This window comes from Marinoscillum sp., assembly GCF_040222955.1.
GTDB lineage: Bacteria > Bacteroidota > Bacteroidia > Cytophagales > Cyclobacteriaceae > Marinoscillum.
On record NZ_JAVKCA010000002.1, the window covers coordinates 69734 to 84041 of the forward strand.

At 45.6% G+C, this 14308-nt stretch carries 12 protein-coding genes; 6 read left to right on the plus strand and 6 right to left on the minus strand.

All coding sequences use genetic code 11. From position 1 onward, the window contains the following. Positions 1–5 precede the first annotated feature (5 nt). Positions 6–551: a DUF5946 family protein gene (locus RIH33_RS00340; RefSeq protein WP_406651652.1), complete on the plus strand. Its 546-nt coding sequence runs from the start codon at positions 6–8 to the stop codon at positions 549–551. A 147-nt stretch (positions 552–698) separates the two neighbouring features. Continuing rightward, positions 699–1178 carry an SRPBCC family protein gene (locus tag RIH33_RS00345; protein ID WP_406651653.1) on the plus strand — a complete coding sequence of 160 codons (480 nt, stop codon included), beginning with the start codon at positions 699–701 and terminating at the stop codon, positions 1176–1178. A gap of 548 nt (positions 1179–1726) precedes the next feature. Here the strand turns inward: RIH33_RS00345 and RIH33_RS00350 are convergent. The 6 genes from RIH33_RS00350 to RIH33_RS00375 form a co-directional block, all read right to left on the minus strand. Continuing rightward, complete coding sequence (locus RIH33_RS00350) at positions 1727–2185, minus strand: SRPBCC domain-containing protein (protein WP_406651654.1); 459 nt, start codon at positions 2183–2185, stop codon at positions 1727–1729. 1457 nt (positions 2186–3642) lie between these two features. Beyond that, positions 3643–4104: an aminoglycoside 6'-N-acetyltransferase gene (aac(6'), locus tag RIH33_RS00355; RefSeq protein ID WP_406651655.1), complete on the minus strand. Its 462-nt coding sequence runs from the start codon at positions 4102–4104 to the stop codon at positions 3643–3645. A gap of 194 nt (positions 4105–4298) precedes the next feature. Continuing rightward, positions 4299–4841 carry a hypothetical protein gene (locus tag RIH33_RS00360; RefSeq protein WP_406651656.1) on the minus strand — a complete coding sequence of 181 codons (543 nt, stop codon included), beginning with the start codon at positions 4839–4841 and terminating at the stop codon, positions 4299–4301. A 323-nt stretch (positions 4842–5164) separates the two neighbouring features. Further along, complete coding sequence (locus RIH33_RS00365; protein ID WP_406651698.1) at positions 5165–6052, minus strand: IS3 family transposase; 888 nt, start codon at positions 6050–6052, stop codon at positions 5165–5167. Then, complete coding sequence (locus RIH33_RS00370) at positions 6052–6459, minus strand: hypothetical protein (RefSeq protein WP_406651657.1); 408 nt, start codon at positions 6457–6459, stop codon at positions 6052–6054. The genes RIH33_RS00365 and RIH33_RS00370 overlap by 1 nt, the downstream gene beginning before the upstream one ends. Before the next feature lie 341 nt (positions 6460–6800). After that, positions 6801–9230, minus strand: coding sequence for a TonB-dependent receptor (locus tag RIH33_RS00375; protein WP_406651658.1), 2430 nt, complete (start codon positions 9228–9230; stop codon positions 6801–6803). A gap of 259 nt (positions 9231–9489) precedes the next feature. Between RIH33_RS00375 and RIH33_RS00380 the strand changes: the two genes are divergently transcribed. The 4 genes from RIH33_RS00380 (at position 9490) to RIH33_RS00395 (ending at position 14306) form a co-directional block, all read left to right on the plus strand. Continuing rightward, the gene (locus RIH33_RS00380; RefSeq protein ID WP_406651659.1) at positions 9490–10536 is read left to right on the plus strand and encodes a sensor histidine kinase; all 1047 of its coding nucleotides are present in this window, start codon (positions 9490–9492) and stop codon (positions 10534–10536) included. Further along, positions 10533–11288 carry a LytR/AlgR family response regulator transcription factor gene (locus RIH33_RS00385; protein ID WP_406651661.1) on the plus strand — a complete coding sequence of 252 codons (756 nt, stop codon included), beginning with the start codon at positions 10533–10535 and terminating at the stop codon, positions 11286–11288. The genes RIH33_RS00380 and RIH33_RS00385 overlap by 4 nt, the downstream gene beginning before the upstream one ends. 134 nt (positions 11289–11422) lie before the next feature. Next, positions 11423–13000 (plus strand): serine hydrolase, encoded by a 1578-nt coding sequence (locus RIH33_RS00390; RefSeq protein ID WP_406651662.1) that lies wholly within the window; start codon positions 11423–11425, stop codon positions 12998–13000. 301 nt (positions 13001–13301) lie between these two features. After that, on the plus strand, positions 13302–14306 hold the full coding sequence (locus RIH33_RS00395; protein WP_406651663.1) for a serine hydrolase: 1005 nt from the start codon (positions 13302–13304) through the stop codon (positions 14304–14306). Positions 14307–14308: the final 2 nt, after the last annotated feature.

The window sequence follows — 14308 nt, forward strand, 5'->3', positions numbered from 1 at the left end:
ACACCATGCAAGATTATTTCGACCTGGCGACAAAGAATGGAGTTACCCTTTTGTATAAGGGAGATTGTCAATTCTGTGGAGCGAATACGAAAAGAGGAGTTCACGAATGCCTGGAGATTTTTAATCTCGGGTTTCATGAAATTGACTTTTCCAACGTTGAAAATCATCGCTATAAGTTCCTGATTGTTGATGCCCATACCCTACAACATTCTGAAATTCACGGAAGATGGAATAATCACTTCCACCTCACAAGACTGCATTTGGTTTTAAAATATGAGATGAAGTGGGCTTATGAATTATCTCCAAAACTTAGTGCTTATCTGAATTCCTATAAGGTTGGCAAACAGGACGAATACCTGGTACCTCCCAAAGTGCGGGAAAGGGGAAATATCACCACAACTGATGTACTTAAAAATGCAAACAGTGAAACCGAATGCAAAGAAATGATCAAAAAATGGGCAATCGAGGTGTATAACCAATGGAGTGCCTACTATCACGTAGTGGACAATATCGCTCAGGGATTCCTGAGAACAATCCCATACACTCACTAACTGCACCCCCGATCCTTCAGCACAGCAGAAACGAAAGTGCTAAATGATGGCTACTGCACCGAGTGGCGATACGGAAAAATGCGTCATCCTATGGATTGATCAAATTCATTCATGGAAATTTTACGAAATTTGAACACTCCTTACTTAATGATCAGGAACACTATGACCACTGAAAACAATGCACACACAGTAACATGTCAAATGCTCATCCGAAAACCTGCCAAGGTTGTCTTTGAAGCGATCATCGATCCTCGAATCACCACAAACTTCTGGTTTACCAAATCCAGTGGCCGACTGGAAACGGGGAAGACGGTGACCTGGGAGTGGGAAATGTACAACGCCTCTGCAGAGGTGCGCGTGGGAGAGATCATCCAAAACCGGCGCATCGCCATGGAGTGGGGCGATCCCTCCACCACGGTGGTCTTTGAGCTGGAGGCCTACACCCCCGAGCAGACCTATGTGGTCATCCGGCACTTTGGCTTTCATGAAACCGGCGATGCACTCATTGCCGCGCTGAAGGACAGCACCGGAGGCTTCACCTCATTACTGGATGGCATGAAGGCCTACCTGGAGCATGGAATCAAACTGAATCTGACGGGAGATAAATACGTTCAAAAACCGGAGTGATGACACGAATAAAAGGGCATCGTACTGGTTTGTGAGGCACGAAACAATACCGGAATCTTGAGGGAATCACATCCGGCTCGGGAGTGCGGTTATTTCTGTGTCATCCTAGTGGATAACTTCACCCTCCTAGTGGGTGGGTAAACTACAGGAATCACCAGCTGTTATCCAGGCGCTCAACTATCATGCTCTGGTAATTCCTTGTCCAGTTGTTCATCAGGAATAACGTTGTCATATTTAGATTGATAGCGCCGGTTTCAATCTTTTGTAGCATACTTGAAAGATAAGAAGTTCCTTATTGATAAATCAAATCACTATTTCTAAAGATTCCGGTATTTGTCCATCGCTGTGCTCCGTCCAAAACCGGAATGACGGAACAGGGAAAGAAAGGTCATTCCGGTTTGTGAGGCACGAAACAATACCGGAATCTTGAGGGAATCATCACCTGTTCCTCCTTGATGTTGGGCTGGAATTGCCCGGAATTCTGTCGGGCCATTCCTCCTTTGGGTGAAAATGGCTAACCCGCCAGCGGTACCTCGCTTGCCTGTGTTCTATTTTTCCGCTAGTTCCTTGAGCTTATTCAATGCCTTCGGCCACATAGCGCTAAAATCATCCAGGTAGTCCTCGGTTACATCCACTTCTACGGTGACGGTTGTGGTACCGTCAGACTCATGGAAGGAATAATTTTCCAGTCCGCCGGCCCATTTTTCTACGTCAGCACCTTCGGTAATTTCTTTTTCACCGTCTAAAATTCCGTAGTGGCGAATGGAAATAAATTGGGATGGAATGTTGTCGGCAATTTCAGCGATCATCCCGCCCTTTTTACCATTTTCATCCGTTCCGATAAAGTAGATTTTTGACCCCTTTTCCCAGCTCCCTTCATAAGTTGAGGTGGGATTAAATTCGGATGTCCACTGATTGTATGTTTCAATATTGTCTAAACCGAGCATGGTGCTGTAAACCTTCTGAGCAGATGCCTTCATATCCCTCTTGAACTGTATTTTTTTCATGCTTTTTGAATTTGAATTGGTCGGAAATTACGCTTTTGTCTTAGCTAATTTACCAAGTCTAAAGGGTAATATGCAGGGCTAAACGCGACAAAAAAGGGGTGAAACCCTCTTGTAGGTGGTGCTGGTATTAATTGCAGGGTGGGAATCCCAGCAGCCCTAGCTCGCTCGCTGGAGACAGCTCAAGCTGTAATTTTGTTCGGCGTTCCTGTTGATTAAATACCCTCAAGCCGGGTAGGCTCTTACTTTTCCTTGATGAAAAGTAACCAAAAATCATGACAGAATGATCTCTTCCAACCCTATCCGATCAGTATCGGGGCCATCGCACGCCCGGAATTCTGTCGGGCCATCCCGCCTTTACGCAGAGGTCCCAGGTTCATGCCTGTCAAGAAGTTCGGGTTGAAAGAAAGCCTCTACAAGGAAGGCGCGTAACTCACCAGCCTTGTCTCGCTTGTTGGAGACAACTTCAGCAAGGGTAAAGGGGATGTTTTGCAGATACTTTCAGATGACTAAGTAAGGCCATGCGCAATATCTGTTAGGCTCTTTTCTTATCCAAAAGTTCGGATAATTATTTGGAGAACAACAGTTCCTGTAGCCACAAATGTTACTAGAGATGTTAGTTTGAAGTTGGATTTATAGTCGAGGTACTTGTCGTCAAAGTAACTGTCAGCGAGTCCAGCAACAACTAACAAGGTAGCAACCGTTTCTAGACCAAGAAAGAATTTTGCTGTTTCAATGTTCCACGTTGCGCTGTTAGGAATTAATGGGCTGTACAACAGTTCAAAGTTGAAGGAAAGAAAAAAGAAACCAAGGCCGAAAAGAATGATATTCTTCTTGAGCCACATGTAAGCTGTAATGCAAACAGTTAGAGTTAACACGTCATGAACTAGTTCGACAGTTGGTGTGAGTCCTGCAAATCCGAATATGTAACTAAAAGTTAGGTAAATGCCCAACAAATAGGTTATTCGCATATATTGAGATTCCTTGTACATGCAGTAAATTGAGCCTAACAACCGGGCTAACAATCCCCTGGCTGCTCTCAGCCCGTACCAAATCTAGCAGTTTTTACCTCCTAATCAAACCATTGTCGGCTATAGGGTGTAAGCCTACCGGAAGGTGGCCGACCTGCTAGCCTTGTCTCGCCTGTTGGAGACAACTTCAGCAAGGGCGGGGTGTAATTTTTGTTCGTCGTTCCATCCCTCCTTTTTGTGCAGAGGTTTCAGGTTCAGGCCTGTGAAGAAGTTCGGGTCGAAAGAAAGCCTCTACAAGGAAGGTGGGTAACTCACCAGCCTTTTGTCTTGCTTGCTGGAGACAACTTCAGCAAGGGTAAAGGGATCGTGCTACCCGTATCCTGCTTGTTGGTCACACTTGTCCGCCAGGGTGAAAGACCATCAAAGGCAAAAGTTTCCAGAGTAGGCGAGAACAAGCAATTACTTATAGCCATTGTTAGCTGCTGGCTTCTATTTTATATTCTTTAAAAAATGAACCACCTCTTCCTCTTCCCAAAATCCAACTTTTTTATGAAACACTCTCGATTCTTTGTCTGTTAACCAAGTGTCAGAACCGATTTGTGTACATCCATTTTCTTTACACCATTTTTCGCCAAGTTCTATGAATTCTTTGGCTATCCCCTTTTTTCGATTTTCAGGCTTTACAAATATACCTTCAAGATATCCAGTTGGTGATTTGTCAGCGCCTTCAACATAGTCCGTTCTAATAGAGAAGATTGAAAACCCGACATCCTTTTTTGCAAGGTTTTTTGCAATAATGATTTTGGTCTTTTTCGATTCGGAACTTTGCTTCAATAGTTCTTCTAGTCTGCTTTTGTCGAAATCGGTCCAAAGCTTTAAGCTCATTTCCAAAAGGGAAGGAAAATCAGGCGCCTCAAATTCTTTAAATGTTATTTTTTCTTCTGTACTCATTTTTTTGTTCCGCTTGCAGCTAACCAGCTATCCGCCGTGTGTCCCGAGATAGCTAGATCACGATAAAAGTAGCGAAACTCCCCAACCCCCACAACAGTAAGTACGAAGCACTGCGTTCGGTAAGTTTAAGTACAGAAGTACAGAAGATGAGACGAGCGATAAAGTATCAGAATTGTTATATGCCGATTCTTCGATCAGCCATCGTAAAGAAATCCAGCCATGATGTTCAAAAACGATAGCACAACAATAATGAATACATAGAGACCTTTCATCTTGTTGCTCGGGGGCTTTGATGAATCTGTTAGTCTCGTTGTTAGATAAACCACTGCCAAAATGATGTTAGCGTTTCCAGAGCCCGGGAAGCTGATCAAGTAGGTCAAACTTAGTTGCACAAGGCCCAGAAACTTGATGAAGTTGTAAAATTCAAATCCATTGTTTGAATATCTTATGTATGCCAGAACCGAGGTTAGGGCGGTTGGAATTCCCATTACTATATAGAAGTAATCTGTTGGAAGGGTAGAAGTTTTTATGATTAGAATTTCTACTATTGGAAATAAACCAGTTGCGATACCAATTGGTACAATTACTCTTCTGTTTGTTGTTCCAGTCCAAAGGAAGTAGTTGTAACCTGCGGCTATTAGGAGGTTGGCATAAATTTCAAGTTGAGTTTGATCTCTCGCATAGATCATGAAACCAAATATCAATAAAAGAGGAAGGAAGTATTTTAGTTTGCTCATTGGGCTTTGGCATATAACAACCTCCTCGGCTGCTAAAGGCTTCTACCAAATCTAGCAGTTTTTAACTCCTGAACAAACCACTGTTGGCTATAGAGATACCCTCAAGCCGGGTAGGCTGTTACTTTTCCTTGATGAAAAGTAACCAAAAATCATGACAGAATGATCACTTCCCACCCTATCCGATCATTATCGGGGCCATCGCACGCCCGGAATTCTGTCGGGCCGTCCCGCCTTTGCGCAGATGTATCGTCCTAAAATAAGTTTACAGATTTAACATATAGTCCTATTGGTAATTTACAATTTTCATTGGTCCTGTCATTGGTTTACATTTTAGCTTTTTTCCATAAGTTTTCTGGTATGTGTGAACCGTTATGAACCTTAACTGGAGTCAGATTACCAATACTCATATGTGGTCTTTCATCATTGTACAAAATGATCACCTGATCCAAAAGTTCTCTTGCTTCCGGAAGGGACTCTACCTGATAACAGTCCAGGTATTCATTCTTAATAATCCCGTTTACTCTTTCAGCAATTGGGTTCTCCAAAGGATCACTTGATTCAGTCATGCTTATTCTGATCTTATGTTGGAGCAACAGATTGACATAATTTGATGAGCAATACTGAATACCCCTGTCAGAATGATGAATGAGTCCTATTGGTGTTCTTCTTAATGTACTCAAGGCCATTCTTAAGGCTTTAAGTGTTTCTATGGCCTCGAGAGTATCAGCTACATGATAACCTACTATCTTATGTGAGTAAGCATCGGTAATGAAACTGATATAAATGAACCCAGAACCAATCTTCCAATATGTGATATCACTGACCCATATTCTGTTAGGTTCTTCTGGATTATAATCTCTAATCAGATTAGAATACTTCCGTAACCAGTGAAACGATTGAGTGGTGAATACTCTTCGCTTGCGTCTTTTGACTAGCAGACCATTGGAAGCTAATACATCAAATAATGCATCTCTTCCCATTTTTATCTGATGTTCGAGCATAAAGGGCTCCAAAAGTTCATAGAGTTTTCTGCCCCCTATTCGTCTATGTTTTTGGCGGATCTTAATGACTTGCTTTACGATAAGCTCTTGCTCAAAGCTTACCGTTGCTTCATTCCAGAAGTGTTGATAATAGGATTGCCTGGTGACACCAAATAATCGACATATTCGTCCCAGGTTGATACGTTTATGTCGTTCCTTTAAGGTACTTATTACTTGGTATCTGGCTTTTTTCTGATCGGAATTCTATAGGCTTTCTCCGCATTCTCAATCATGATCCGATAACCTTCTTCTCGAAGTTTTGAGTCTTCCAGCAGTCGTTCCAGTTCCTGGAGTTTTTCCTGAAGCTGAGCCTTGTCCAAGTCATCATATTTTCGTTTCATGATTGGATAATTGAATGACTGGTTAAACCGTGGTTTTTGAGGTTTCTTATTTTCAATATAACCATACATCCGCATCCACCGAAGTATTACTCCATGTTCCTCTGTTTTGCCAGAGTACTTATACCAGATCTCAGATTTAGCGAGCTTGCCTTCAAGATATTCTTTGATGATAGCATGTCGCTCTTCGATAGTAAATGAGCTTGCTGTTCGAATAAAGTTTCTCTTTGAATTGTCCATTTTTGATATGTAGGTTTGTGTAAACCCATTTCAGGACAAGACAAGAGGTTTCAGGTTCAGGTCTGTTAAGAAGTCCAAAAACGGAATGACGGAACGGAAAAAAGGTCATTCCGGTTTCTGAGGCACGAAGAATACCGGAATCTTCTGGTTAATTTGGGCAGCTTCAGAGGTATTTTGGATCCGTAAAGATAGCACCTGAGAAACGTCTGCAAAAAAAATGAGGTTGCTCCGCCGGTAGTTTTCACTCCCTTTAAAACAAACCTCATCTATCTTTCCTTGCTAGTAAAGGACCCTGGCTTTAAAATAGAAGGGTTAGCCAGCAAACAAAAACTATTTTCGACCTAGAACTGAATTCTGTACATGACATCAGGAAAAAAGCCGATTTGTTTGATAGAGTTGACCTCATCGGTCACTTCGTTGTAGCGTTTCACAAATTCATTTTTCCTATTGGTCACGTTCTGCAGGTCCACAAAAAACTGGTGGGAAATGTTTCGCCTGGGGCTGTTCATCCGCACCCCAAATTTCACATCCCAGCGCATGTAGTTGGCGTATCGCTCGCTGTAGGCAATGTCATCCATGCGCACCTCACGTCCGGCATTGGCGCGGGTGGCTTCCAGATCCACAGGGGTGTAGGGCTTGCCACCTGAGGTGGTAAACTTGGTGTCGAACGTCCAGGCATTTCGCTGGGCAGGGCCAAATTTCCATTCCTTACCGAACAGCACATTGTACACAAACTGATTATTAAAGCTGGTGCTGCGCTCTATCCCGTCACTCCCGCTGTATTTGGAGTCATACAAAGAGGTGGTCATCAGCAGGTAATAGTCTTTCGAAAAGAACTTTTCCAGCGTCAGCTCCAGTCCATAGTTTCTTCCGGTGCCTTCGTTGACCAGTGACCCCCTTTCATCAAAGATAAAGTCGGCGCCTTCGTTGATGATGGCGTAGCTACTCGGGGTACTTTGCACGGGGATGTTGTACAAGTACTGGTAATAAACCTCCCCTTTCAGGCGCCAGTCCTGGCCCAGGTTTCGGTCATACCCCGCCACAAAATGATGACTTTTGATGAAATCAAGGTTTTTGTTGGTGCGCTCAAATACCCCGGGGCTGGTTTCCTCCTGTAGGAAGAGAATGGGCGAAGGGGCCATTTGCGTATGCAGACCATAAGCAAAACTGATGCGCTGAATGGGGGTAAACTGATAGCTGATCGCCGCCCGTGGTTCTATGGAAAGCCGGTCGGACAAGTCGAGGTATTGGGTGCTCACGCCAAAGGTGGTACTCAGGTTGTCGGTCAGTTTATACTCCGCCTGACCAAAAACCCGCGACAACAGATAGTATTCGTTGACGTTGCGCACCGGGATGAAATAGTCGGGAATGTCATCGTTGTTTTCATCAGGTATCTCAGCCCGGTTGTCCCGGTCGTTGAAAAGGAAATCGGCATGATACAGCTCACCCAGATAACCAGCCCGCAGGTTCCACCGGGCATTGAACTTTTTGTTGATCACCGAGGAGAGGGTGTAGCGACTGTCTGCGGTCTCCACGTTCGTTGCTCTAAACTTGCCAATGGTCCTCCCGGTATCATCTTTCAGGAGGTTATCCTGATAGTAGTTGTTTTCAGTGATGGATGCACCGACAGTGGTTTTGATGTAAGTGGTTTTACTGGGCCGCATCAGGTGCGACATCCCAACTACCCCGAGGACATTGTCGATGTAGGCATCCACGGCCGGATCGGCGAAAAGGTCCCCTTCTTCCACTTCGTCCCCTTTGAAATCGATGCTGCTCAGCCCGCCTAGTCCGAGCACCTCGAATTTTCCGACTTTGGTTTCCCCCAGGTTCACCTTGAAGGAAAAATCCTGATAATACGGCACGGCACTCGTCCCCGTAGCGGCCAGACTGGCTATGCCATAGCGGTAGGTAGCTACGAACGAAGAATTCCTTTCACGATTGATTGGCCCCTCAGCCATCATCTCCATGCCTGAGTAGGCGCTCATTTGTCCGGTAAATTCGAACTTATCAGCATTTCCATTTCTGAAATTCACATCAAAAACAGCGGCATTGGCATTGCCATATTCTGCGGGGAATGCCCCTGTGAGGAAATCTGAAGTCCGGAGAATGTTGGTATTAAGGGCATTCACAGGCCCACCGGTTACGCCCAAAGTGGCGAAGTGATTGGTGGTAGGTACCGGAATACCCTCAATCCGCCATTGCAGCCCGGTGGGTGAATTTCCCCGCACCACAATATCGTTTCGTGAATCGTTGGGTGCACTCACCCCCGCAAAGGAAGTGGCCAGCCGGGCCACATCGTTTCGCCCACCGGAGAAGCGGGTGGTTTCCTCCAGACTGAAGGTACGGGCACTCACCTTGGCCATTTCATTGATAGGCAGGTCTTTATTGGCATTGGCGGTCACCACCACGGCCTCCAGGTTTTCTACCGATTCCTCCAGCTTGATTTGCAGGATCACCTCTTTGCCGGCGGTCACCAGCACATTGGGGATGGTTTGGTTTTTATAGCCCACATACTGCACGGCCAGTGTTTGTCGCCCTACAGGCACATTTTCCAACCGGAAGGTGCCATCTACATCCGTGACAGTGCCCAGCATAGGCTCAGTACCCAGCACAAGGATCGTCGCTCCGATGAGTTCGTATTCTGCCTGCGCATCGATGATTTTTCCTTTGATCACATGGGTTTGCCCAAAGGAATTGAAGACCAGAAAAATAGCCAGGACTATGCCTATTAAAATTTTTAATGTCTCATTACTAATGGTAAGCGTATTCATAAGCGTGTGTTTTGGTTGAGTTGTTCGAATCTACGGGGGTGGGAAAGTGATTGGTAGGCAATTCAGCGTGAGTCCCGAAAGCTCTCAGGTGAACCGTGTATATAGCCCTCTGAAATGGGTTTGCATGCTGCTAGGGCGGATCATCCGGATTCGGCGGGTGATTTTCCGGTTTCGGAGCGACCAATTGCGGCTTCATGGATAATTCGTTAACCAGCCTTTGTATTTCTGGTTAGCTTTATATCAGTTTTTAGTTAGCCTCATGAAAAACTTCAAAATCAGGGAAATACACGTGCGCTGGGTGGGGATCTTCCTCGTCGGATTTCTGGTGATGTTCACAGAGCAGGAAGGCACGCAAGCCGCCGCCCTCCCCTTTTGGACACATTACTTCATTTCGGTGGGATTTACCGCCATTTACTGGAACGGTGCTTACCTGATCTTCATGAGGTTTCGCAAAGTCTTTCCGGAAATCAGCCAGACCTACAAAAGAATAATCCTCACCTACATGGCGCTGTTTTTCTGGATGAGCGTCGGCGGAATCCCTTTCAAAATGGTACTGGGTCTGGTGGAATATACCTGGAGTGGGGTGTTACTGGCCTGCTCAGAATATTTCCTGCTCAACATCATCCTGGCGATTATCATCGGCACGATCTACGAAACGGTCTTTTTCTTTGAAAAATGGAAGGAATCGATCCAACAAAATGAGGAACTGAAAAATCAGCAGATCCGCACGCAATTCGAGGTGCTGCAAAACCAGATGAGCCCCCATTTTCTATTCAACAGCCTGAACACGCTGACCACACTCATCGCCGAAAACCAGCAGGTGGCCATTGATTTCACTCAGAAGCTTTCTGAAGTATATCGCTACATCCTGCAAAACAAAGAACGGGATCTGGTGCACCTCCATGAGGAACTGGACTTTGCCAGGTCCTATTTGTACCTGTTGAAAATGCGCTTTCCCGATAACCTCACGGCCACTTTCAATGTGGACAAGAAATATGAAAACCTCAGCATCGCGCCATTGACCATACAGATGCTGGTAGAAAATGCCATCAAACACAATGTGGTATCCAAAGCCGATCCGCTGCACATTGATGTGTATGTGGAGAACGGAACATCAATCGTGGTGAAGAACAACCTGCAAAAGCGGCCCGTGATAGAGAAGTCTATGAAAACCGGACTGGCCAACATCAGAAAGCGCTATGAGTACCTGGGCAACAGGCAAATCGAGATCATTACCACACCCAAAAACTATATGGTGGCCATCCCTCTGATTGACCTGATAGAAAACAGAAACATCGCGGTATGAAGGTCCTGATTATAGAAGATGAAGCCCCCGCCTTTCGCCGGCTGCAGAAGCTGCTGGAAGAAATCAATCCCGACGTGGAAATCGTGGAAGTACTGGACAGCGTGGAGGAGAGCGTGAAGTGGTTCAACAACCACCACATTCCCGACCTGATCTTCAGTGACATCCAGCTGAGTGATGGCATTTCGTTCGATATTTTTGATCGGATTCCCATCACCAAGCCCGTCATTTTCACCACGGCGTTTGATGAATACATGCTCAAAGCGTTCCGAGTCAATAGCATTGACTATCTGCTGAAACCCATCAAAAAGGAGGATTTGGAAAAAAGCCTCCTCAAATACCAGCAGATGAAAGCCGTTTTTGGTGGCGGGGTGGATATGGGTGAACTCCTGAAAAACGTGAAGCTGGACGGACAAAACTACAAAGCCCGTTTTCTAGCGAAAGTGGGAGACAAACTGGTCTCTGTGGAAACCGAGGATGTGGCCTATTTTCAAACCCGCCATGGCGTGGTACACATGGCCACTACTCAGGGCAGGACTTACCTGCTCGATCAGGCCCTGGATGAGCTGATGGCTCAGCTGGACCCCAACAAATTCTTCCGTGCCAACAGGCAGTTTATCGTACAATTCAGATCCATATTGGCAGTACACCGCTATCACAAGGGAAAGCTACTGGTGGAGTTGAACCCCAAAATGGAAGATGTGGTGGTGAGTGCCGAAAAGGCTGGTGACTTCAGGAAGTGGCTGGGGGATTGAGGTATAATAGATTTTTGGGACTCCTACCTACCCGAAATAAGCCAATCCGATCGGGGAAAGCCATTTGACAGTAAAGTGCGAATCAGGTAGATTTAGTGATTCAAAATAATTGCCCAATCCCTAAGTCTGATAAAATGTCTTCATCCAAAACCAAACACCCCTTAAAAATTATCCTGGCTTTATTCTTTTTGATGCACGGATGGCATCCCACGCTGGCTCAATTAACCTCCAATGAAATTGATGAACTGGCAACATCTGCCCTTACAAAATTCAACATAGCCGGGGTGGCCATTGGGATTGTAAAGGATGGCCATATCATTCATACAAAGGGCTATGGTGTGAAATCCATTCAAAGCAATGAAGTTGTGGATGAACACACCTCCTTTGCCATTGCCTCCAACACTAAAGCCTTCACCTCTGCTGCCTTAGCCATACTAGTGGAGCAGGGTAAGATCAACTGGCGGGATAAGGTCGTGGATTATCTTCCCGAATTCAGGATGTATGATCCCTACGTTACCAAAAACTTCAATATTCAGGACCTCCTCACGCACCGCAGCGGCTTAGGATTGGGAGCGGGAGACCTCATGTTTATCCCTCCGGGCGGCGATTTCACCATTCAGGATGTGATGACCAGCTTTCAATATTTCAAACCTCAGTCTGACTTTCGCTCCTCTTATGACTATGACAACCTGTTGTACCTGGTAGCAGGAGAACTCATCGCCCGGGTAAGTGGAGTGAACTATGATGAATTCATAGAAGCCAACATCTTTCAGCCGCTGGCGATGGATCGCTCGTTTTGTTCTTTAAGCGACACCAGGATCACATCCAACCAGGCCATCCCCCATTTGAGTATCGATGGGAAGCTGCGAGAAATCAATCACTTCCAACAGATGGGAAATGACGCTGCCGGTGGCATCCGGTCCAATGTGGACGACCTTTGTCAGTGGATGCTACTCCACTTAAACAAAGGCCGATATGGAGAAAATCTCGAGAAGGAGTTGTTTTCAGAAGCAGCGCAAAGAGAAATGTGGAAAATCCATAATCCCTTCATCACCTACCCCAATGCCAGGTACAACTTTCACTTCTCAGGATACGGTCTTGGCTGGGAGCTAAGAGACATCAAAGGGAATATGGCGGCCTATCATGGCGGCCTGTTGCCGGGAATGGCCTCACAGACCATCCTTATCCCTGACATCAACCTTGGCATTATCGTATTGATCAACTCAGCCGATAAATCAGGCTTTAGCCCCACCGATGCTCTTGCATTTACCATTCTGGATAGCTACCTGGGGCTTGATGATTTTGATTGGATGGGTAAGGTATATCGCTCAGTACAGCAAAGCGACCAGGGTGCGGATAGTGTGGTCATTGCGGTCTGGAAAAAGGTAGCAAGCAACACGCCCATAGTGGAAATCAGCAAGTATGTCGGAACATACGAAGATCCCTGGTTTGGTAAGGTGGAAGTCTCCACGAACGATGATAAGCTGTGGTTCCGCAGCCTTCGCTCTCCGCTACTCAATGGAGAACTACAGCATTATACTCACGACACTTTTGCCATCAGGTGGGAATATCAGGACCTGAATGGCGATGCTTTAGTCACGTTCAATGCCGGGCAAAAAGAAAAAGCACAGTCACTAAATATAAAAGGCATTTCACCTCAAATTGATTTTAGTTTTGATTTCCAGGATCTGAATTTAAAGAGACTAAAGTAGAGTTCTAAGTCACTCATTTTCAAGGTGTTAATATTTATTTTTTCCCGACGGGTTAAAAGCACAACATTCCGGATCGTCCCTACGTTGAGGACATCAATTTGGGCAATGACATAGGGAAAAATGCCATAAAAAACAGCACAAACCCGATCTGAAAGGAAGTCAATCCACCCCAGGGAAGATTCTCTATGAACGTCTATTTTAGAAACAGCTCCCATTTGAAAACATCGAACATCAGGTCGAGTGATTTTGGAAATCATTTACCTATCTGTTTATTACCTTTAGAAATACAATTGCCCAGGTGATGGAAACCACAAAAAACTCAATCTCATTTGAAGGAAAGAAGCTATCGATCCAAAAGAGGCTTCTAATTGTTTTAGGGGTGATTGTCACCATCGGCGTATTCATGCGATTCATCAACTTTCCTCACAATCGTTCGTTGCTGACAAAAAACAAAGTGGAGATGCAGCCTGCCGGACTGCCAATAGTGATGAATGACTCACTGATCCGTCCACTCACCACCCTCCTGAACAGCTCCTTGCAAAAAGACCTGGATGGCATCATCGCTTCCAATAAAAAGTGGGCTGCACTGGCCAGCCAAAAGAAGATGTGCATCGGACTAGTGGACCTGAGAGACTCTTACAATGTGCGGTTTGCCAGGGTGAATGGCAACGACATGATGTATGCAGCCAGCCTCCCCAAAATTGCCGTACTGCTCACAGCCACTGAGTCGATCGACCAGGGGCTGCTGGAAGAGACCGACGAGGTGAAGTCCGATATGCGGATGATGATCGCCAAAAGCGACAATGCCGCCACCACCAGGATGATAGACCGGGTAGGTCTGGACAAGATCGCAGAAGTAATGCAGGACCCCAAATACGACTTCTACGATGAAGAAAAAGGCGGCGGCCTCTGGGTGGGCAAACGCTACGCCAGCACCGGGCCCAGAAATGGTGACCCACTGAAAAACATCAGCCATGGCGCCACAGCCACACAGGTATGCCGGTACTATTACCTTTTGGCCTTTGGGCAGCTGGTGAACTATGAGCGCTCCAAGCAAATGCTCAGCTATTTAGGAGACCCCATGCTTCATCATAAATTTGTCAATACCCTGGATCAGGTAGCACCACGGGCACAGGTTTTTCGCAAGTCTGGATCATGGAGAAACTATCATTCCGACTCAGCATTGGTGTGGGGTCCTACCTGGAGAAGGTATATATTGGTGGCACTGGTAGAAGATGAAGACGGTGAGAAGATCATGCGTGAGCTCATCATGGAAGTGGATAAGAAATTAAAACCGAAAATCTAAGA

What these genes read in the sequence shown, in the direction of transcription:
- RIH33_RS00340 (WP_406651652.1), top strand. Translation starts at nt 6, where the DNA reads ATGCAAGATTATTTCGACCTGGCGACAAAGAATGGAGTTACCCTTTTG.
- RIH33_RS00345 (WP_406651653.1), top strand. Translation starts at nt 699, where the DNA reads ATGATCAGGAACACTATGACCACTGAAAACAATGCACACACAGTAACA.
- RIH33_RS00350 (WP_406651654.1), bottom strand. Translation starts at nt 2,185, where the DNA reads ATGAAAAAAATACAGTTCAAGAGGGATATGAAGGCATCTGCTCAGAAG.
- RIH33_RS00360 (WP_406651656.1), bottom strand. Translation starts at nt 4,841, where the DNA reads ATGAGCAAACTAAAATACTTCCTTCCTCTTTTATTGATATTTGGTTTC.
- RIH33_RS00370 (WP_406651657.1), bottom strand. Translation starts at nt 6,459, where the DNA reads ATGGACAATTCAAAGAGAAACTTTATTCGAACAGCAAGCTCATTTACT.
- RIH33_RS00375 (WP_406651658.1), bottom strand. Translation starts at nt 9,230, where the DNA reads ATGAATACGCTTACCATTAGTAATGAGACATTAAAAATTTTAATAGGC.
- RIH33_RS00380 (WP_406651659.1), top strand. Translation starts at nt 9,490, where the DNA reads ATGAAAAACTTCAAAATCAGGGAAATACACGTGCGCTGGGTGGGGATC.
- RIH33_RS00385 (WP_406651661.1), top strand. Translation starts at nt 10,533, where the DNA reads ATGAAGGTCCTGATTATAGAAGATGAAGCCCCCGCCTTTCGCCGGCTG.
- RIH33_RS00390 (WP_406651662.1), top strand. Translation starts at nt 11,423, where the DNA reads ATGTCTTCATCCAAAACCAAACACCCCTTAAAAATTATCCTGGCTTTA.
- RIH33_RS00395 (WP_406651663.1), top strand. Translation starts at nt 13,302, where the DNA reads ATGGAAACCACAAAAAACTCAATCTCATTTGAAGGAAAGAAGCTATCG.